The 20,191-nt window shown below is 55.7% G+C and carries 20 protein-coding genes; 10 read left to right on the top strand and 10 right to left on the bottom strand.

The window, feature by feature from the left end:
• Positions 1-3 precede the first annotated feature (3 nt).
• Both pepF and ABC395_RS07360 read left to right on the top strand, forming a co-directional pair.
• Positions 4-1,794 carry an oligoendopeptidase F gene (gene pepF, locus ABC395_RS07365; protein ID WP_413001938.1) on the top strand — a complete coding sequence of 597 codons (1,791 nt, stop codon included), beginning with the start codon at positions 4-6 and terminating at the stop codon, positions 1,792-1,794.
• Positions 1,795-1,873: 79 nt separating this feature from the next.
• Positions 1,874-2,263, top strand: a complete 390-nt coding sequence (locus ABC395_RS07360) for a LapA family protein (RefSeq protein ID WP_413001936.1) — start codon at positions 1,874-1,876, stop codon at positions 2,261-2,263.
• Between the two features lie 104 nt (positions 2,264-2,367).
• On the opposite strand, the gene ABC395_RS07355 is transcribed toward ABC395_RS07360, so the two are convergent.
• A complete protein-coding gene (locus tag ABC395_RS07355) occupies positions 2,368-3,261 on the bottom strand; it encodes a DUF92 domain-containing protein (protein ID WP_413001934.1) in 894 nt (297 codons plus the stop codon).
• 162 nt (positions 3,262-3,423) lie between these two features.
• Here ABC395_RS07355 and ABC395_RS07350 point away from each other — a divergent pair, with 162 nt between their 5' ends.
• Positions 3,424-3,756, top strand: coding sequence for a hypothetical protein (locus tag ABC395_RS07350; protein WP_413001932.1), 333 nt, complete (start codon positions 3,424-3,426; stop codon positions 3,754-3,756).
• A gap of 81 nt (positions 3,757-3,837) precedes the next feature.
• On the opposite strand, the gene ABC395_RS07345 is transcribed toward ABC395_RS07350, so the two are convergent.
• The 3 genes from ABC395_RS07345 to ABC395_RS07335 all read right to left on the bottom strand — a co-directional run bounded on the left by ABC395_RS07345 (position 3,838) and on the right by ABC395_RS07335 (position 7,274).
• On the bottom strand, positions 3,838-5,163 hold the full coding sequence (locus tag ABC395_RS07345; RefSeq protein WP_413001930.1) for a CapA family protein: 1,326 nt from the start codon (positions 5,161-5,163) through the stop codon (positions 3,838-3,840).
• Between the two features lie 46 nt (positions 5,164-5,209).
• A complete protein-coding gene (locus tag ABC395_RS07340) occupies positions 5,210-5,836 on the bottom strand; it encodes a fumarylacetoacetate hydrolase family protein (protein ID WP_413001929.1) in 627 nt (208 codons plus the stop codon).
• A gap of 154 nt (positions 5,837-5,990) precedes the next feature.
• A complete protein-coding gene (locus ABC395_RS07335; RefSeq protein WP_413001927.1) occupies positions 5,991-7,274 on the bottom strand; it encodes a spore coat protein in 1,284 nt (427 codons plus the stop codon).
• Positions 7,275-7,518: 244 nt separating this feature from the next.
• Here ABC395_RS07335 and ABC395_RS07330 point away from each other — a divergent pair, with 244 nt between their 5' ends.
• A complete protein-coding gene (locus ABC395_RS07330; protein WP_413001925.1) occupies positions 7,519-8,733 on the top strand; it encodes an MFS transporter in 1,215 nt (404 codons plus the stop codon).
• Positions 8,734-8,928: 195 nt separating this feature from the next.
• Here ABC395_RS07330 and ABC395_RS07325 read toward each other — a convergent pair whose 3' ends face one another.
• Positions 8,929-9,603 carry an O-methyltransferase gene (locus ABC395_RS07325; protein ID WP_413001923.1) on the bottom strand — a complete coding sequence of 225 codons (675 nt, stop codon included), beginning with the start codon at positions 9,601-9,603 and terminating at the stop codon, positions 8,929-8,931.
• 273 nt (positions 9,604-9,876) lie between these two features.
• On the opposite strand from ABC395_RS07325, the gene ABC395_RS07320 reads away from it, so the two are divergent.
• Both ABC395_RS07320 and ABC395_RS07315 read left to right on the top strand, forming a co-directional pair.
• Positions 9,877-11,037 (top strand): THUMP domain-containing class I SAM-dependent RNA methyltransferase, encoded by a 1,161-nt coding sequence (locus tag ABC395_RS07320; RefSeq protein WP_413001921.1) that lies wholly within the window; start codon positions 9,877-9,879, stop codon positions 11,035-11,037.
• A gap of 465 nt (positions 11,038-11,502) precedes the next feature.
• On the top strand, positions 11,503-11,727 hold the full coding sequence (locus ABC395_RS07315; protein ID WP_413001920.1) for a hypothetical protein: 225 nt from the start codon (positions 11,503-11,505) through the stop codon (positions 11,725-11,727).
• Positions 11,728-11,936: 209 nt separating this feature from the next.
• Here ABC395_RS07315 and ABC395_RS07310 read toward each other — a convergent pair whose 3' ends face one another.
• From ABC395_RS07310 to ABC395_RS07300, 3 genes are all read right to left on the bottom strand, one after another.
• Entirely contained in the window at positions 11,937-13,166 is a 1,230-nt protein-coding gene (locus tag ABC395_RS07310; protein ID WP_413001918.1) for an MDR family MFS transporter, read from the bottom strand.
• 317 nt (positions 13,167-13,483) lie between these two features.
• The gene (locus ABC395_RS07305) at positions 13,484-14,431 is read right to left on the bottom strand and encodes an aminopeptidase (protein ID WP_413006699.1); all 948 of its coding nucleotides are present in this window, start codon (positions 14,429-14,431) and stop codon (positions 13,484-13,486) included.
• Positions 14,432-14,564: 133 nt separating this feature from the next.
• Positions 14,565-15,500 carry a GNAT family N-acetyltransferase gene (locus tag ABC395_RS07300; protein WP_413001916.1) on the bottom strand — a complete coding sequence of 312 codons (936 nt, stop codon included), beginning with the start codon at positions 15,498-15,500 and terminating at the stop codon, positions 14,565-14,567.
• 237 nt (positions 15,501-15,737) lie between these two features.
• Here ABC395_RS07300 and ABC395_RS07295 point away from each other — a divergent pair, with 237 nt between their 5' ends.
• On the top strand, positions 15,738-16,643 hold the full coding sequence (locus tag ABC395_RS07295; RefSeq protein WP_413001915.1) for a TIGR01777 family oxidoreductase: 906 nt from the start codon (positions 15,738-15,740) through the stop codon (positions 16,641-16,643).
• Positions 16,644-16,705: 62 nt separating this feature from the next.
• Here the strand turns inward: ABC395_RS07295 and ABC395_RS07290 are convergent, their stop codons facing one another.
• Positions 16,706-16,927 carry a YuzB family protein gene (locus ABC395_RS07290; RefSeq protein WP_413001913.1) on the bottom strand — a complete coding sequence of 74 codons (222 nt, stop codon included), beginning with the start codon at positions 16,925-16,927 and terminating at the stop codon, positions 16,706-16,708.
• Positions 16,927-17,229 carry an iron-sulfur cluster assembly accessory protein gene (locus tag ABC395_RS07285; protein WP_413001911.1) on the bottom strand — a complete coding sequence of 101 codons (303 nt, stop codon included), beginning with the start codon at positions 17,227-17,229 and terminating at the stop codon, positions 16,927-16,929. The genes ABC395_RS07290 and ABC395_RS07285 overlap by 1 nt, the downstream gene beginning before the upstream one ends.
• A 108-nt stretch (positions 17,230-17,337) precedes the next feature.
• On the opposite strand from ABC395_RS07285, the gene fosB reads away from it, so the two are divergent.
• The 3 genes from fosB to ytvI all read left to right on the top strand — a co-directional run bounded on the left by fosB (position 17,338) and on the right by ytvI (position 20,122).
• Entirely contained in the window at positions 17,338-17,772 is a 435-nt protein-coding gene (gene fosB, locus ABC395_RS07280) for a metallothiol transferase FosB (RefSeq protein ID WP_413001909.1), read from the top strand.
• Between the two features lie 316 nt (positions 17,773-18,088).
• Positions 18,089-18,835, top strand: a complete 747-nt coding sequence (gene map / locus ABC395_RS07275; protein ID WP_413001907.1) for a type I methionyl aminopeptidase — start codon at positions 18,089-18,091, stop codon at positions 18,833-18,835.
• 180 nt (positions 18,836-19,015) lie between these two features.
• Entirely contained in the window at positions 19,016-20,122 is a 1,107-nt protein-coding gene (gene ytvI, locus ABC395_RS07270) for a sporulation integral membrane protein YtvI (RefSeq protein ID WP_413001905.1), read from the top strand.
• Positions 20,123-20,191: the final 69 nt, after the last annotated feature.

Below are 20,191 nucleotides of genomic sequence, written 5' to 3'. Positions count from 1 at the left end.
CCCATGAACCAAATTCCCGTTCGTAAAGACGTCCCGGCCGAACACCGCTGGAAGCTGGAGGATCTTTTCACCAATCAAGAAGCCTGGAACAAAGAATACAACGAAACGAAGGAAGCGCTCGGTAAAATCGGCCAATTCCACGGCAAGTTAAGCGATCCTGCCGCTGTGAAGCAATGCTTCGAGCTGGAGGACGACATTTCCCTACATACCGAAAGACTTTACGTATATTCCAACATGAAGCATCACGAGGATATGACGGACCCTACTTACCAGGCTCTGTCGGATAAAGCCCAGAAGCTCAGCGTGGAAGTGAGCCAGGCGCTTTCTTTCATCTCTCCCGAAATCGTCAGCCTCTCCGAGGAGCAGTTAAAGGCGCTTGTGGAGAACAAGGATCTGGCGCCATACAAAACGACGCTGGAAGAAATGATCCGCCAGAAGCCGCACGTGCTGTCCAAAGAGGAAGAAGCCCTGCTGGCGATGGCCGGCAATATGTCCGGCGCTCCGAGCAACATTTTCGGCATGATCAACAATGCGGACATGAAATTCCCTAAAGTGAAGAACGAGAACGGCGAGGAAGCCGAGCTGACGCACGGCAGCTACATCCAGTTCCTCGAAAGCCGCGACCGTGAGGTGCGCGAGCAAGCTTTCAAAGCCGTTTACGAGACGTATGCCAAGCAGAAAAACACGATAGCCGCAACGCTTTCGTCCAACATCAACAAGAACATCTTTTATTCGCAGGCGCGGAAATATCCGTCCGTTCTGGAGATGTCCCTGTTCGGCGACAACATCAAACCGGAAGTATACACGAATCTGATCGATACGATTCACGAATCGCTTCCGCTTCTTCAGCGCTACATGAAGCTGCGCAAGAAGCTGCTCAAAGTCGACGAGCTTCACATGTACGACCTGTTCGTGCCGCTTGTAGACGATCTCAAGATGAAAATCACCTACGACGAGGCGAAAGAAACGATCAAGGAAAGCCTGGCTCCGCTCGGCAAATCCTATGTGGAAACGCTGGAAAAAGGCTACAAGGACGGCTGGATCGATATTTACGAAAACCAGAACAAACGCAGCGGCGCTTACAGCTGGGGCGCTTACGGCACGCACCCGTACGTTTTGCTCAACCACAAAGAGAACCTGAACAGCATGTTTACGCTGGCGCATGAAATGGGTCATGCCATCCATTCCTATCTGTCGGACGAAAATCAGCCGTACCGGGACGCCCAGTACACGATTTTCCTCGCCGAAGTAGCTTCCACGCTCAACGAAGCGCTTCTGATGGACTACCTGCTGAAACATACGGACGATCCGAAGAAGAAGCTGTACCTGCTTACTTACTATGCCGATCAGTTCCGTACGACTGTGTTCCGCCAGACCATGTTCGCCGAGTTTGAGAAAATCACGCATGAGAAGATGGAAAAGGGCGAATCGCTTACGGCACAGGAATTCAGCAAAATCTACTATGATTTGAATACCCTCTATCATGGTAAAGACATGGTAGTGGATAAAGATATCGAAATGGAATGGGCGCGTATTCCCCACTTCTATAACAGCTTCTATGTGTATAAATATGCGACGGGCTTCTCCGCTGCCACGAGTTTCTCCAAACAGATCCTCGACGAAGGCCAGCCTGCCGTGGAACGCTATCTCGGCTTCCTGAAAAGCGGCGGAAGCGACTATTCCATCAACATTCTGAAAAAAGCCGGCGTGGATATGTCAACTCCAGAACCGATCAAGCAGGCGATGAGCGTATTCGCTTCCGTGCTTGATCAGATGGAAGAGCTGACGAAGTAATCCGCGCGGACTTTACCCGGAGCAAAGGCCGATGAATGAGTTTCACGGCCTTTTTCCCGGTCTAAAGGAGAGATTTTTTATGAAATCGAACCGTATTCAATGGCTGCTGATCGGCGCTCTTATTTTCGCTCTCATTACGACCGTTTTCGCGGTCGTGAACATGGACCGGGTGCGTGTCAATTTCGTGTTTATGGAAACGAACGCGCCCCTCATTTTGGTCATCGTCATTTCCACCGTACTCGGCGGGCTTATCGTCGGCTTGTTCGGAATTTTGCGTCAGGTCCAGATGCAGAAGGAAATCAAGGAGCTGCGCAAACAGCTGAACGGCTCCACCGTTCCGGCCGATGCCGAAATCGTGCCGGGCACAGCCGCCGCGGAAGCCGCTTCCGCTTCTTACGAAGATCGTCTGCCGGGCGAGGAATCTGCCGTCAAGAAAGAATTCGGCAAGCATAACTCAGGCGCACTGTAAAACAACCGAAAAACCTCCATCCGGATTGCCTTAAAGGCTGACGGAATGGAGGTTTTTTTGTTGGCTTTGCCGCGTGGTGCGGGGGGTTGCCGCAGGCAGGCTGTTCACAGCCAGCCTGCGAGCAGAGCCGCCGCAAGCGCAGCGCCGCCGCCGAAGAGCGAACCGATGACGTTCACGGCATCGTTCGTCATCCAGGCGAAGCCCCGCAGCGGCTCGGCGGGCCGGCCGCAGTGGGAGCCGCGCTCGATGTCGCGGCCGCATACGGCGCAGCGGTACATCGCCTGCCACTTCGCGCCGATCAGCGAATCGGACAGCGATCCGGCGAGGCCGCCGGCAAGACCCGCCGCGAGCAGCGGCAGCAGCGTCTCCAGCGGGTGCTGCGCCGCGGCGGTCAGCACGGCCGCCGCCTGCTGGCCCGCTGCCGCCGCGCCGGCGTCAGCGGCTCCGGTGACCGCGCCGCTCCCCAGCCTGGCGAGCAGCCACGCCGCAGCGCCGATGAAAAGCCCGCCCGCGCACGTCGCAAGCAGACCGAGCGCAGTGACGCCGCCCGATGTGCCGGGGGCGACTTTTCGGCCCGTCAGGATGGAGCGGGGTGCGGTCCGGCTCAGTCCGCCGATTTCCGTGGCCCAGGTGTCGGCCGTGACGGCGGCCATCACGCCTACGAAAGCGGCCCACCATGCCGGATGAGGAGCGGCCACCGAGCCGATGCAGAGCAGAAGGCCCAGCCCCCCGTTTGCGGCCACTTGGCCCGCGTCTCTGTTGCCGCCCTTCGCGTAGCCGGATTCGATGGCCGCCTTGCGCTTCTGCTTGTACTTGGACAGCAGCGTCGAAGCGACAAAAAACGCGATAAGGGTTCCGAACCAGGCTGCCGATCCGAGTGCATACATAAGCGTTCCCAAGACCACCGCCGCGGTCGCGCCCGAGACGGTCAAGGAGCGCTTCGAATAAGCGGCCCCCGCCACCAGAACGCTTCCCAGCAGCCCTATCCATATATCCATTCCCGACATCTCCTCATCTCCCCTTCTTTCACCTTAAGATCTCTAATAAGTTCTCCCTCACAAGTCCGCGCCTGCGGACCGCGGGTTTCGTTTTCCGTATTTCGGGTAAAAATAAACATAGATCCCGTATCACACATTCGTTTCTGAGGGGAGATTTTAATCATGGAAAACAACCAAAACAAATCGAACGAGGATATCAACCCGATTACGGATGAAAATAAGCACAACCCTTACACCAATCAAAAGAATAATGTCCGTCAATATGAAAATGAAGACCTTAAATCCGTAAAAGAGCATGAATATCATGACGCCAAGCAAAATTCCGCGGATCGCGATATTCACGAGGTCATGAACGGCTCGATGGCGCCGGATATGGATGAAATCAAACAGCTCGGCAAAGACATGGATGGCATGAAAACCAACGAGGATCTTACGGAAGAAGGTCTTCTTCCCGATCCGATCCAGAACGAGCGCGAAGAAGAAGCTTCCCGCTGATTTCTGTCCATTTCCATTATGGCAAAAATCGTTCATTCACGCAAAACACACCCCCTTTAGGGAGGTGTGTTTTCTGCTTTGTCAGGAAGCGGGCTCGACGGCTTTGCCGCGTATCCTGACGCCATAAGAGACGGATTGGAGAAATTCCAACTGCTTTTTGTCGTAAGCCGCGTCCCGTTTTACGATCTGATCTTTTTGAATGTAATAAGGGTTAAATTCCGCCGTTATTTTTCCTTTGACCAGTTTTAAGGTAAGAAGTCCGGTGTCCGCTTTCGCGTCTTTCACATAATCGGGGAACAAAAAGTTGCCGATGGAGTATGCGATCGGCTTGCCTTTGTAAAATTCGAATCCCTGCAGAACGTGCACGTGGCTGCCGATGATCCCGTCCGCTCCCGCATCGATCATTTCTTTGGCAAAAGTCCGCTGCCACTCTTCCGGTTTGTGGTTTTTCTCCACTCCCCAGTGCATGTAAACAAACACGTAATCGGCGTCCTTCGCTTCCTTGCGGATGACCGGCAGAACGGCGGATTTATCGTAAGCCTGGGCGATACCGGGCGTATCGGGACCCGCAAACCAGTCCCGGGTCGGAATGAACCGGGAAAACGCGAGAAATTTGATCCTGGCCCCGTTGATTTCAACGGTCTTTGCTTTGTACGCTTCCGCGGCATTGCGGCCGCCTCCGATATAGGGCAGACCCGCCTGTTTCAAATGATTCAGCGTGTCCAGGAAGCCCTGCCTGCCGAAGTCGAGCACATGATTGTTTGCTATGGAAACGAGATCGAACCCCGCATTTTTCAACCCTTTAAGGGACGGCGGATCCGATTTGAAATTATAAAGCTGGTTCGTATCCTTCTCCGTCGCGTCGGTCACGGACGTTTCCAGATTCACGAAAGCGTAATCCGCCTTGGAAACTTCCCCTTTCACGAACTGAAAGGGATAATCCGGGCCCTTCTTCCGGATCGTTTCCTTTACGGACCAATCCATCAGTGCGTCTCCGGCAAAGACGAGATTGACGGCGGTATGATCTCCCGCCTTTTTGCGTACGGAGGGTTCAGGTTCGGGCGAAACCTGCGGTTTGCCTGCTCCCTTGGCACTCCCGTCGGCAGCCGCCTTATCCCCAGCTTTGGCTTCCGGTTTGCCGGCCGGCTCGTCAGGGACGGTCTCCGCGGATTCTTCCGGCTTATCGGGTGCCGGTGATGCGGCGGGAGCGGGTGTTTTTGCGGGAGCCGGAACCGTAGAAGGAGATGGCCGGTCAGCTCCGTTCGCCTCGGAGGGAGGCTGCTCCAAAGCAATGGCCGGCTGCAGTGAGGCCGCGTCCATTTTTATTTTGACAAACAGCAGTCCTGATACGAGAACGGCGCTGAAGACGGCGGACACGATAAGCAGTGTCAGTCGCTGATTCTTCATCGGTCTCCTCTGCTTTCCGCTGCAGGACAGTTCATCCTATCCCTCCCTACAGCTTGACTTTACAGCGGCCCGCGGTTTCCCCGCCCCAGAGAAGTTCGAACACATCCCCGTCCGCGCAGGCTCCGACACCGGCAGGCGTACCGGTATAAATCAGGTCTCCGGCTCCGAGGCCGTAGTTTGTGCCCACATAATCGACGATAGCCTGAAGCGGGAAGATCATATCCTCAACGTGGCCCTGCTGAACGGTCTCGCCGTTGCGTACCGTCTTGAATTCCGTCTTTTCCAGTTCTGCGGCACCCGGGAAAGGACGAAGCGGGCCCAGAGCGGCGGAGTTCAAAAATCCTTTGGCGGCCAGCCAAGGATGGCCTTTTTTCTTCAAGACGCTTTGAACGTCACGGAGGGTGAAATCAATGCCCAGACCGAAGGAATCGACAAGTTCATCCACAGTCATCCCCGGTGAGTAGGACTCCGAAATATGAATAACGAGCTCTCCCTCGTAGTGAATTTCTCCTTTGCCTTGAGGCATCTCGAGCACATCGTCTTCCATTGCGGCAAGCGCATGGGTCGGTTTCGTAAAAATCATCGGCTCTTCCGGAACGTCATTGCCCAGCTCGGCGGCATGCAGCTTATAGTTGCGTCCTACACAGTAAATGTTGCGTACAGTTTCCGTCATCGGTCACTCAACTCCCCGTTCTGAATAAGGGCACACATGGAAAAAAGGCCCTCTAGCGATTATAAACGTTCCGCCAGGGGGCCTCAAGGAGAACACCGGTTTAAACTGAATTTATTGGCGGCATTCCGGCTGTAAAAGTTCCGCCGCCCGCCTCTTACTGAACCGGATTGGACGATGAATCGCCCGCTTTGGAAGTCAGCACGCCGCTGTCCGTCTCGTCCGTTTTCTCGTCCTGCCCGCTTCTTTGCGGGCTGACGGGCGGTTGGGCATGAGAAGCTTGCTTGCTTCCCGCGGAGGAAGAGCCGTAGCCGGTTGTATGCTGCTGCGTGCCGCTGTGCTGCTGGATTCCGCTTCCGGTTTGCGGCTGGTAATTGCGGTCACCCGAGTACGGGGAATTCTGCGCCTGGGAACCGCCCAGGTTGGTTCCATGCAGGCCGGACGCCTGAGTGTACGACGCGTTTTGCGTCTGATACAGCGCCTGGTGGCCCGCACTCTCATACCCGTATGCGGAACCGTAGCCGGACGCAGTTCCTCCCGAGTACGAAGCAGGCTGGGTGGAACCGTAGGCATTCGGCTGCCGGCCTTGTCCCCTGTATGCCGCACCGCCGTATGAGGAAGAAGGATAGCCTGCTTCCGTTCTGCCGTAAGCGGAGTAACCGCCGTTATCACGCTGTGCGCCGCTGTAACCGCCGTTATAGCCGGAGGCGCCTGGCTGCTGACTTTGAGGCTGATGGGTTAGCGGCGTATAGCTTTGCTGCTGGCTGCCTCCCGCACCCGGGTAGCCGTATAAGTGATTTTGAGCGTATTCGGGAGCATGGGCGAATTCCTGGGCGTAGCCGTAGCCTTGAGCGTATCCTTGGTCATAGTGTCCCGCCGTGTGGCCCAAATCCGCTTCATGCACCGGCTGGAACGTGTGCAGGTACGTTTTGGCCGTATGATCGTGAAGGGTCGGCACCTGATATTGTCCTTGGCTGTTCATGAACAGAAACACTTCATAGGCGTGATCCGCAGCCGCGTCGGCTGCCGTTAGAAGCATCCGGCGTACGTTAGGATCGGCACATTCCAGCGCGGCCGTCATCTGATTTTTCGCGCTGTTTTTGTGGCAGCAGAGCATCGCGGATAAAATCTGCTCGTCATTGAAAGAGCCGTCCGTTACGGGTGCAACCGGTGCAGGATGGCGCAATCCGTACAAAATATCCTGTACGGAAACGAACGGCGGCTGGCCGTAGGGAGCTTGTCCCCGCGCGGCGCTGTAGTCATGCGTATAGGCGACCAGCTCGTTATAGTGCTGCGCGCCCGCTTGAAGATGGTGCTCGGCGATCGCTCTTACCTGCGGATGCCGGGCCTGTCGGGCGTAGAAAGAAAAATGCTGGATCATATTTATTTTTTCGGTCAGCACTTCGTGGACCTCTAGCGTTTCGTGGGCTCCGAACGGCATGAAAAAACAGCTCCTTTTGTAAGTTCCTTTACGCTTACAATTCCCTTTCCATGGGAAATTTATGCATAGAAGGTTTGTCGCCTCCACCTTACTTTGGTTAAAGATAAGGTAAGGACTACAGATGCGTACGGAGAGCCCCTACTGAGCCGAAGGGAAAAATATTTTCTTTTTGTGATATAATAAGGGGATGAATTCCAGGACGGCGCAAAAGCAAGGCATAGACAACTAGAAATGGGGGGATTCCATGATCAATTGGAGAGTAAACTTGGCGGTTTTGTGGGTCGGACAGTTCTTCGTAATGGCGGGCATGACCATGATCATGCCGTTTCTGCCTTTATATCTCAAAGAGATGGGCCTGCAGGACGCGCAGGAAATCGCGACTTGGACAGGCATTATTTTTGCCGGCAACTTCGTCACCTCCTTCCTGTTCCAGCCGTTTTGGGGAGGAATGGCCGACCGTTACGGGCGCAAAGTGATGCTCCTGCGCTCCGGCTTCGGAATGGCGGCCGTCATGACGACGATGGGTTTTGCGCATGCGCCGTGGGTACTCCTGCTGCTGAGGCTCGTGAACGGCACGATCTCGGGATACGCTCCCGCTTCCGTCGCCCTGATGTCGACGAACACGCCGCGCGAGCATATCGGATTCGCGATGGGAACGCTCCAGTCGGGCGCCGTCGCCGGCTCCATTCTCGGCCCGTTTATCGGCGGTCTGCTGGCCGAGCTTATCGGCTTCCGTTACATTTTCTATGTAACCGGAGCCATGCTCTTTATCGCTTCGATGGTGACGATGCTGCTGGTCAAGGAGAAATTCAATGCGGCCGAAGCCAAAAAGCAGCCGAAAATATCGGTCATGCAGGGCTATAAAGATCTGAGGCCGATCCGCCAGCTGCCGACGCTGTATTCGATCACCTTCGTGATCCAGTTCTCCATCCAATGCTCCATGCCGCTGATGGCCCTCTTCGTCGAGGAGCTCCACGGCTCGGGAGAGCTGCTCGCCTTCTACGCGGGACTTGTCGCGTCCATTACCGGGTTTTCGAACATGGTGGCAGCCCCGCTGCTCGGAAAATTGTCGGACAGGATCGGCCCGCAGCGCATCCTGTTCGTCTCGCTGATCGGCGCCGCCATTTTCTTCATCCCGCAGGCCTTCGTGCAGAACGTCTGGCAGCTGATGGCGGCCCGGTTCTGCCTCGGGATTTTTATCGGCGGCCTTCTGCCGACGGTCAATTCCCTGATCCGGACGTACACGCCGGTCGGAATGGAAAGCCGCTCGTACAGCTTCAACACGAGCGCCCTGGCTCTCGGCAACATGCTGGGACCTGTTATCGGCGGCGCCCTGTCCGGCTTCCTGAACATCCGCGAACTGTTCCTGTTCGCGACCGTCATGCTTGCCATTAACGCGGCCTGGTCTTACCGCACGCTGCTCGGCAAGCATAAGATTTCGGACGGCACGCTATCGTAGACGGCCGTGACGCTTGTCAGGCCCCTCGCGGACCGGCCTGGCCTCCGGGTAATTGAAGGGTATTCCGGGATTCCGTCCGCGCCACGGCAAACAAAAAGAACGATCCTCGTCCGGCTGTGTCCGGAGGGATCGTTCTTTTTGTGTTTGGCGAAACTCTTTCGTGTGCGGAAGGTACGCGCAAACGCCGGCGGAGTCTTATTTTACACGTGCCACCGCAAGTCCGTCATAAGCGGGAAGCATCGTGCTTTCCAGACGCGGATCGGAAGCGAAGCGCCGGTTGAACTCTCTCATCGCTTCAACCGATTTCTTCGTAACGGCCGCATCGACGGTCCGCCCCCGCATCAAAATATTATCTCCTATGATGATGGCGCCCGGATTGGCCAGTTCGATGGCATAATCCAAATAAACCGGGTAATTTACTTTATCCGCATCGATAAAGAAGAAGTCGAACTTCGCGCCTTCCTCCTTCAGCGCGGCCAGACTTTCGACGGCATCGGCCACCCGGTACCCCACCTTGTCCCCGAAGCCCGCCTTCGTTACGTTCTGCCGTGCCGTTTCCGCAAAAGCGGCGTTTACTTCCAGGGAGAGCACCTTCCCGCCGTCAGCCAGTCCTCTGGCCAAACAAATGGCGCTGTAGCCGCCCAAGGCTCCGATTTCGAGTACCCGCCCGGCACCCGTCAGTCCCACCAGCATGGTGAGAAGCCGTCCGTAACCGGGCGCAACCGAGATATCGGGCATGTTGTTGTCGCGGATAGCCTCTTTAACAAGCGCCAGCGCTTCGTCTTCGGCGTACAGAGCCTCTAAGTATTGTTCGGGCCCTACAGCCGCTTTTTCCAAATCCTCGTTCGTTTCATCCGTTAGTTTTCCCACGGATCATTCCTCTTTTCTGCCTATGTATTCAGAAACTGCCTTGCCTGGATGAGCAGCTCTGGAACAGCCGGATTGTCGGCCAAATCAAATGTACCGAGCGATAGATGAACTCCTTCTTGCGTACGGCGTCTAACCGTGAGGTCATTGTATATGAAAAAACAAGCGCATTCAACCGTCCGGAGGCTGATTTCGCCAAGATTGGCATTTGTCTCCCGCGCCTCTTTCGCCTATACTTAGAAATTACACGGACACCACCCGAAAGGAAATGAAAGCATGGCTAAATTGGATTTGATCGCCACCTGTCCCATGGGGCTGGAAGCGATCGTAGCAAGAGAGGTCAAAGAGCTCGGCTACGAGGATGTCACCGTCGAGAACGGACGGGTTACGTTTACCGGGGACGAAACGGCGATTTGCCGGACGAACCTGTGGCTTCGTACCGCCGACCGTATTCTTGTCAAAATGGGGCAATTTGAAGCACGGACTTTCGATGATTTGTTTGAAGGCACCAAAGCACTCGACTGGCCCGCCTGGATTCCCGAATACGGCGAATTCCCCGTAGAGGGCCGTTCCCATAAATCACAGCTTTCCAGCGTCCCGGCCTGCCAGGGAATCGTTAAAAAAGCCGTCGTTGAGAAAATGAAAGAACGCTACCGGACGGACTGGTTCGAAGAAGACGGTCCCCGCTATGTGATCGAGGTCGCTCTCCTTAACGATATCGCCACGCTGACTATCGATACGACGGGCCCGAGCCTGCATAAGCGGGGATACCGGAAGCTTGTGACGGAAGCTCCGCTCAAGGAAACGATGGCTGCGGCTCTGGTAAACCTGAGCCGCTGGAAGCCCGATCGTCCTCTCTATGATCCGTTCTGCGGATCCGGCACGATTCTGATCGAAGCCGCCATGTCGGGCTGGAATATCGCGCCCGGCCTGCGCCGCTCCTTCCCCTCGGAGGAATGGGACATCATCGGCCGTGACCGCTGGGAGCAGGCCCGAGAAGAGGCGTATGATTCCCTGAACGACGACATTCCTCTGGAGATAGCGGGCTCCGACATCGATCCGAAAGCGATCGAGGTCGCGCAGGCGGCCGCCAAAGCGGCGGGCCTCTCCAAGGAACTGAAATTTTACGTGGAGCCGGTAGCCAAAGCAAGACCGCGCAGCGACTTCGGCTGCCTGATCACCAACCCGCCTTACGGCGAACGGCTCGGCGAGCAGAAGGAAGTGGAGCGCGTGCTTCGCCAGCTCGGACAGCTGACGGGCTCGCTGCATACGTGGAGCACGTTCGTCCTGTCCCCGAGCAAGCAGCTGGAGCATTATTTTACCCGTCCGGCCGACAAGCGCCGCAAGCTGTTTAACGGACGGATCGAATGCCAGCTGTATCAATATTTCGGACCGCTGCCTCCGCGCCGCCGGAATACGGAATCTGCGGAACAATAGCGGAGAGCCGCATCTGCCAGGTAAACCGAACCCCCGGTTCATTCGATTATCGAATGAGCCGGGGGTTTATTGGTTCCGCACGCTTTTATTCCATAGCCGGATTTTATCCGCAAGACTTGGTTGATACCTTCATGCGAGGCCGCAAGGCCCGGCCGGGAGCCGCGGGCGTCGGCAGGAATATAATACCCGTCCCTCTGCATCAAGACGGCAAAGCTTGCGGAACTCCCAGTCTGCGGCATAATCTGCGCTGAATATCATCCTGATTGCTCCGGCCCGGAGAACCAGGCCTATATACTCATAAATCCCATAAAAAGACTTTGAATTAAAACATATTTGATAAATTTTTGATAAATTCTTCCCATTTTCCTTTGAATATGGTACTATTTTCATAGGAAATAGTACCCAATCTTTTATGGACTATTCAATTGTTTATAGGGGGAACCGCTATGCAAGGTTTAATGGCGCTTGTTTTATTTTTTATCTCGATGCTCACGTTCGCAGTCTCTCATTCATTCGAAGTCGAGAGACCGGAGCCGGCGGTTCCGCTTTCTGCATCGTCCGCTGTTCCGCAAAACGGCTGCCGTCGTTTCCGTACTCGCGTTTCTTCTGGCGGTCGTAGTCAGCCCCAAAGCGGACAACAGTGTGCAGACCGAGGGAAAGCTTACAACAGCGGCCGTTCCGGTCCGTTAACGTCCCGGAAATCAGGAGTAAACACCGCTCACCGGCTCCGCTTCAACCCATAACGAGACAATTCAAAAACGGCCTCCAGCCGCATGTATGCGGACGGAAAGGCCGTTTTTTTAATAGAATAAGTCTAAATAGGCGGCACATTCGCTTTACAACCAGGGTTGCCACGATCATTCAACGCAGCAGCGTGCGCCGGGGTACCGCGCACCGTATCAAACGGTTCGGGTTGCCGTTCCGTATTCGCTTTCTACCCGTTTTGTAAGAAGGTGGCTTCCGCGCCAATATAAAAACGAGCTCATGACCGTAACGACCGCCATAACCAGAAACATATGGCCGCCGATCGAGGCAAGCAGGAGACCGCCGATCCAAGGTCCGACAAAATGCCCGAGACTGGTGAGGGTCTGCGCCCCGAAATACGTGCCTCGCATATGGTCCGGAGCGATTTTGTCCATAAGCATCGTCGACGCCGGGAAATTGAGCGTCTCCCCTATGGTGAAAACGACCATTGAAGCGATAAGCAGCAGCCAGTGGTTCGAAAGCGCGAAGCCGACGTCCCCGAGTGCGAACAGGATATTCCCCACGACGATCGCCGTGAGCGGAGATTTCCGGTCCGCCAGCTTGGACAACGGAATCTGGAGCACGATTACGGTGACGGCATTGACGCTCATCATCACCGCAAACAGCTTGACCCCCTGGGCAAAATTTTCGTTCACGTACTGCGACAGCGTAATGGACATCTGGGAATAACCGACCGCGCCGATCATCCCGCCCAGGAGCTGGTAGCGCAAAATCATGTCCTTGCGGACCACTCTCCATGCGGCGGCGAACGTTACCCTTTCCTTGACTTCCTTCGATACGGTCTGGACCTTGAATTTTCTCATCATGACGACGAGGAAGATTCCGTAGAACAAATATACGATCCCTGTAAGAAGAAAAGGCAGCGAGCCTTTCACCATTCCGAAGGCCGCGCCCAGCAGAGGACCTACCGCGACTCCGACATTGATCGCCAGATAGCGGAGCGAGTACACCTGCAGCCGTTTTTCCTTTTCGGTCAAATCCGCCATGAGAGCCTGGGAAACCGGCTCGTAGAACGAACGGCACAGACCGCTGACCAGATTAAGCAGAAGAAACAGCAAAGGATGCGTAACCAGCGAAAAGCCGACAAAAACGGCGGCCCATGTAAAAAGCGCCCCCTGCATGACCGCCTTGCGGCCGATCCGGTCCGAGAGCGTCCCTCCGATAAAACCGCCCACCGTCCCCGCCAGTGAACTAGCGCCGATCACAAGACCGATCATTCCTTTACTCATATCCGTAGTGGCAACGAGATAAAGCGCCAGAAACGGCATACTCATGGATGAAGCTGCCCGCGCCATCACTGTACCGAACAGAAGCGTGTGCACGAGCGGATGATACGAAGTTAAAAAATGCCGTATTCGATTCAAGCCAATCAGTCTCCTTCCGAACATTTCCGGGTATCCGGCCGACCGGGTAACCAGGAAGGCATTCGTTTACCTTCGGTCAATTGTTGTATATTTTTGTTATTATACACGACAATTCGTCCAGCACAACAAAAAAAATCTTGCCGTCCGGTAAGGACAGCAAGATCAAGAACGAGGGCTCGGGGCCCTTCCGCCCGTTTGGGGATTTTAAGCCGTTCGCATGGGCGATCGCCAGGTCAGGCGGACTGTACATGGCGTACGTTACGGGCTCGCCTGACAAACGGCGCCCGGACACGAACTTTCTTTCCCGGTCAGACGGATCATACGAGCAGGCGCCCGTTTTCCAAAATCAGCTCGCCGTCGATATACACGCGCGGTGACAGCACCATGAGGTCGATGTGGACGCCGGCCGCTACGGTTCCGCCGAACGTATTGTTGCTTCCGAAGGCCACATGGATCGTGCCGTATACCTTCTCGTCCTCAAGCACGACGCCGGTGATCCGGGCTTTGTCGTTCGTGCCGATGCCGAACTCGCCCAGCAGCCGGCCGTCCCCGCCGCCAAGCATGGCAAGCAGAGCCTCGCCCTGCTCCCCGTCCGCTCCGACAAGGCGGCCGTTCTCCACGGTCAGCGTGAGCGGGGACGTTACCTTGCCCAGACCGGCAATGGAACCGTCCACGAGCAGCGTGCCCGAGGCGGACCCTTCCACCGGGGCGATATAGCCTTCTCCCGAAGGGAGGTTGCCCGATTCGCCCGGATTCAGATAGACGCCCGTGCTGGGCACGCCCGGTCTGCCTTCGATCGAGAAAGAGAGCGCCGTATGCTCCTTCTCGATCGTAACCCGGCTTCCGGCCGTCAGCCGGGCAGTCACGCGCTCGGTCAGCTCGCGCACTTGAGCGTAGTCGGCCGATATCGCCCCTTCACGGAACATATCTTCCGTGATGGTCGGCATTGTCGCCACGCGCGTGCCGTTTGCGGCCGCATCCTTGCGTGCGCCCGTATGCGTCAGCGAGTGCTGGGTCAGGCAGACGGCCACGTCCGCCTCGCGCATCGCCGCAGCGACCGGAGCCGGAGGCTCCTGGCCGGATTTCTCGCGGTGCTTCATGACGACGAGGGAGGCGTCGGCTCCCAGTTCCAATCCGGCCTGATGCACATGCTCGGCAAGCTCTTTCTTATAGTCGTCGGCCACGACGACAAGCAGCTCGCCCGGCTTAACGCCAAGGCTGGACTGCAGCAGCGATTTACTGATCTCGATTAGGGAACGGTCCATACTCATCGTTAACAATCTCCTTTAAGTCATCCTGATTGTCCGGCGGCGGAATAACTCGGTGGACGGCCAAGGTCTGCTTCCGCATCCTGTACGCCGTGAGCTTTCCGCCGGCCGAAACTGTCCTGCTATCGTATCACGCCCGTCCTTCTTCCGTCATGTCCCGGGTCATCCAGAACAGCTCGTGGACCGTTTGAAATCCTCTCTCCTCCAGCAGCCGGAGCAGGTCCGTCCGGCTCGAAGCGATATGAGACGCGCTGAAAGAAGCTCCTCCGTGACCGTCCAGAACGGCCTCCAGCAGAGTTCTGAGCACCGACTCGGGGTCCCCGTTTTCGGGAGAGGCCTCGCACTGGTAAAGAGTAACGCCGGCAAAATTGCCCGAAGCTCCGTAGACGCGCTTGTAGAGAGCGTAGCCGGCCGGCTTGCCGTTTTCGAACGCGATCAGCGACTCTCCCGCCGTTAAACTGGCCCAATGCGCCTGCCAGGCTCCCAGAGCCGGATAGAACGTCAGGAGACCCGCGTCTCTGGCAGTGCCGTGCCGCAGCGTATACCGCGAGGCGGCACCGATCCGCTCAACGCCCAAGGTTAGACGGCCATCTCCGCGTCCCCCCTGCACGCCCGCATCCGCCTCTCCTCCCGCTTTCCTGAGCACCAGCAGCGTGTCACGGGTAACGTATCCCTCGCTTTCGTAGAGGGCGATGGCCGGAGCATTACTCGCAAACGCTTCGATCGTAGCCGTATCGACGCCTTCTTTGGCGTAAATGCCGAGAGAGACTTCGATCAGCTTGCGGCCGACTCCTTGCCCCCGGTAAGCCGGAATGATTCCCGTGCCCCCGTTCCAGGAAATTTTGCGGCCTCCGACCGTGCGAATTCCGTTCAGAACAAAGCCGACCGGCCGTTCGCCGTCAAAAGCGACAACGGAATGTCGGGGCGACAACTGCTCGTAAGCCTGTCTTGTCATAAAGGCTTCCGGATCGGTGGTCATATCGACCAAATATCCCGAAAATCCTTCGTTCCATACCTGAACGGCCTGGTCCAAGCTGCACTCGGTTAATTTGCGGATCGCGATCATGTCTCTTCATCCTCCTCTTCCCTATGTATACAGCTATTGTACACCATCGATAATCCGGGTAAAAACCGCTTTCGGCTCTTTCTTCGTTCCGGGCGGCCCGCGCTTTTGCGTTCAAAAGTACTAGCTTTGTCCCGGCGCAGGTCCGCAAAGGTCCCTGAAAAGTTCCGCCCTGAGCAGGTTTGTGGAAAAAAACGGTTCGTCATATAATGGAAATTAGAGAGAAGGAGGAGAAAGCTCATGCGAATTGTCATCAGCGGAGGAACCGGGTTTATCGGCGGCCACCTTATCGCCCATTTCAAAAAGCTGGGAGAGGAACTCATTCTCGTTTCCCGTTCGGCTTCCGGGCATTCTTATGCGGGCGTCCAAACCGTGACCTGGTCGGAGATCGAGCATAATCCCCGGTATCTTGAAGGCATTGACGCCTGGATCAATCTGGCCGGCGCCACCATTAATCAGCGCTGGAGCGAAACCGCCAAGCGCCAGATACTCGCTTCCCGCCTGAAAACGACGGCGGCTGTCGCCTCAGCCCTTAAAGCCTTGGATAACAAGCCCGCGGTAGTCGTAAACGCTTCGGCTATGGCGATTTACGGCACATCCGAAACTCATACATACGATGAATTCAGTCCCGTCCGCGCCGACGATTTCCTCTCGGAAGTCGTGAAAGAATGGGAGGAGGCCGCGGACCGGATACCTGCCGAACGGATCGTCAAAATCCGTACGGGTCTCGTGCTCGGAAGCGACGGAGGGGCCTTCCCGAAAATGGCCCTTCCGTTCAAATTCGGCGCGGGCGGCCGGATCGGCAGCGGCAACCAGTGGATGTCGTGGATCCATATCGCGGATATGGTCGCTTTGATCGACGCCTGTATCCGCAATGACGAAATTTCGGGTCCCGTAAACGCCACGGCCCCCCATCCGGTCCGCAACCGGGAATTCGCCCAGACGCTGGGCGGCGTTCTGCGGCGGCCTCATGTCCTGCCCCTCCCCGCCTTCGCCTTGAAGCTGGTTCTGGGGGAGCTTTCCATGCTTCTGCTGGAAGGCCAGCGTGTGGTTCCCCGCAAGCTGCTGGAGCATGAATTCCGCTTCCGCTTTCCGAAGCTGGAAGAAGCGCTTCTTGATCTGACCGGCGCCAAAAGCCCCGCTTAATCAACCGGAAGCCGGTTTGGACGCAACAAAAAACGGCCCGGTTCCCCGGGCCGTTTCTTTGGCTACTTCACAAACTTCTTCGCGTGCTCGATCACTTCGTCTTCGGTCGGCGCTTTGATATAACGGCCGTTAATAAAAACGAATGCGTAGCGGGCGCAAGGTCCGCAGTATGATTTGCAGCCGACTTTGACTTCGGCATCCGATGCAAGCTTCTGAAGCTTAGGCAGTGCCGTTTTCACCCGCATATGCTTGCATTTATCGCAAATCCGGATATCGTTAGCCATTAATGATCCCCGTGATTGCCTTTGCTCGGATTCGTAATCATGAATCCTTCTTGCGGAATGTAGAAGTAATCGATACGGATACCGTCGAGCAGCGGCTCGTCTTTCTCCAGTAGGACGTCAATCCCCTTATCGGTAGAAACGACTACATCTTTATCCGTTTGTGTATCGAGACCAAGCGCATAGTGAGCGTGATCGCCGTGGTTGTGGCTTACCTGGACGCGGACCAGAAGACCCTGGTTCTCTTCCTTCTCCAGTTCGAGTTTCAAAACTTTGGCTGCGTTGCGCGAAATTTTGACGTTCATAGTGTAGTCACATCTCCTGAAAAGTTATCATTCTTTCTTTTAATCTTTATTGTAAAGAAAGCTTCGCATGAAATCAACAAGAAGTCGCAAGCCGGAGGAGGCAAAGCCGTGACAATTCGCGGTATCAACCATATACTCGTTTCCGTTTCCGACCTGGAGCGGTCGATCCGATTCTACCGGGAGGTGCTCGGCGCCACGCTTCTCGTTAAAGGCCGCTCTCTTGCCTATTTCGATCTCGGAGGGCTTTGGCTTGCTCTGAATACCGAGCCGGATATCCCGCGGAGCGAAATCCGCCAGTCCTATACACATGTCGCCTTTACGGTCGACGAGGAGGATCTGCCCGCCCTGGAAGCGAAGCTTGCCGCCTGCGGGGCCCTTCTTCCGGGCCGGGAGCGGGACAGCCGGGACAAAAACTCCCTCTACTTCGAAGATCCCGACGGGCACAAATTCGAATTTCACACCGGCACGCTTCAAGACAGACTGGACTATTACCGGGCGGAAAAAGGACACATGCAGTTTTACGGCGATCCGCCGACGGAGTAAAAACTCCGATAAAGAGGGCACCGCTTGCGGCTTCCGGGATAACGGGGCCGCGCCGCATGACGGACCCCCGCATAATCTGATTGTGCGGCAGCGAAAATTCGCCACGCCCGATTTGAATTTTATGCGGTAATTTTATACTATGGAATTTAGGCTTTCTCACGGGCTTTGGAAAGCTTTTTAAGCTACGCTGACCTTTATCGGGGATGTCAATCGCACCAAGCGGCGTCTTTTTTTGACCCGAACGAAACTAGAAGCTGCCGAAAGGTCATACTGATGGAATATACAAATAATTCGGCAGAGGAGATGGATCACTCTTATGGTAACGATTAAGACCAAAGACGAAATTGAAAAAATGCACCGTGCCGGCAGACTGCTGGCGGCTTGCCACCGCGAAATCGCGAAAATGATCCGTCCGGGCGTAACCACCTGGGAAATCGACCAGTTCACGGAACAATTCCTGCATGAGAACGGCGCCACGCCTGAACAGAAAGGGTACAAAGGGTACCAGTATGCGACCTGCGCTTCCGTAAACGATGTCATCTGCCACGGCTTTCCGAAGAAGGAACCGCTGAACAACGGGGATATCGTGACCATCGATATGGTTGTCAACCTGGACGGCTGGCTCGCGGATTCCGCCTGGTCCTATGCGGTCGGCACGGTTTCCGAAGAAGCCGGCAATCTGCTTGAGACGACGAAGGAATCGCTGTACAAAGGCATCGAGCAGGCGGTGATCGGCAACCGGATCGGCGATATCGCCCACGCGATTCAAGTGTTCGCGGAGGAACGCGGCTATTCGGTCGTCCGCGACTTCACGGGCCACGGAATCGGCCAGAAGATGCACGAGGAGCCCCAGGTGCCCCACTACGGCCCGGCCGGCCGCGGCACGAGGCTCAAGGAAGGCATGGTGCTGACGATCGAGCCGATGCTCAATACGGGCATGTACTTCGCCACTGTCGATCTCGACGGCTGGACCGCCCGTACGGTGGACGGAAGCCTGTCCGCCCAGTATGAGCACACCATCGCCATCACACAGGACGGACCGCTCATTCTGACTGCGCAGTAACCGCGGTTTTTCTTCAGCCGGGAGGCTGACGGGCAGCATGCCTGAAGCTTGCGTCCTGTCCGTCTCCCGGCTGTTTTTTTACCCTACATAACCTGCCAGAGCATGGCAAACCTGCCCGGCAACTACCCTGTTATCCCCCACACGTCCTGCCAGCGGCCATAACGATTACGGAGGAATGCTATGATATCGTTTTATAAACGGTACTACAAAACCATCCTGGATATTGGGCTGATCGTCCTCACCGTTTTTCTGTCCATGAAATTGTTCAGCTTTATTTACTCGATCGCCACGCCGATTTTCTGGGCTTTCATCATTTTTGCCATGATCGAGCCACTCGCCCGCTTCCTGCACCGCAGGGGACTCAAAAAAATGCTCGCGACGACGATATCGACGCTTCTTTTCATCCTCGTCATACTTGCCGTCTTTACCGGAGCGGGATTTCTGTTTACGAACCAGATCGACAATCTGGTTACGGCCCTTCCTAAGTATACCCAGATGCTTCAGGAGCAAATTACAAAACGTACGATCGATCTGCAAAACAGCATCGAGGCGCTTCCTCCCGATGTGATCGAGAAATCCAGGGAAATCGCCAATCAGATGGCGACGAAAGCGACAAGCTTCGCCACGAATTTCCTGAAAACCCTGCTTAATTTTTTGACCAGCGGCGTCATGGGACTCGTTACTTCTTTTTCGACTTTTATGCTGAATTTCGTTGCCGGTGTCATCCTGGCCTTCTTCCTTTCCCTTGAAATCGACTGGTGGAAAAAGACCGCACGCGAAAAAACGCCCAAAACGTTCCGCAAAGCGTTCGATTTTCTACGCGAGAACGTCATCAAAGGCATCGTAAGCTACCTGAAATCCCAGCTTATTCTCATTTCCATCACGTTCGTCATGGTTTTGGTCTCGCTCATGATTCTCGGCGTCCACAACGCCTTTACGATTTCGCTGCTGGCCGCTTTCTTCGATGTGCTGCCGCTGCTCGGCGTCTCGACTCTGTTCGTGCCGTGGATCGTGTATCATTTCATCGCGGGAAGCACGATGACGGGCATCTGGCTCACCGTCGTGCTGGCCGTAGTCGTTCTTGTCCGGCAGGTGCTGGAGCCCAAGATTACGGGCGAATCGCTCGGAGTATCCGCTTTTACGATGCTCTCCTTTATGATCATTTCCCTGTCTCTATTCGGGGTTGCGGGCGTTATTCTTTCCCCGATCCTCATTATTCTGATCAAAGCGCTGTACGACCAGGGCTATCTGCGCAAATGGATTCGTACTCCCGACGATGAATATTAGTCCCGCCCGGTAACAAAAGCTTTAACAAGGAAGAGGCCGGAGCGGCCTCTTTTTTTTGTCTAGGCGTGA

It is taken from the genome of Paenibacillus canaveralius (assembly GCF_047238265.1).
Lineage (GTDB): Bacteria > Bacillota > Bacilli > Paenibacillales > NBRC-103111 > Paenibacillus_F.
This window is presented reverse-complemented; position numbering and strand designations above follow the sequence as displayed.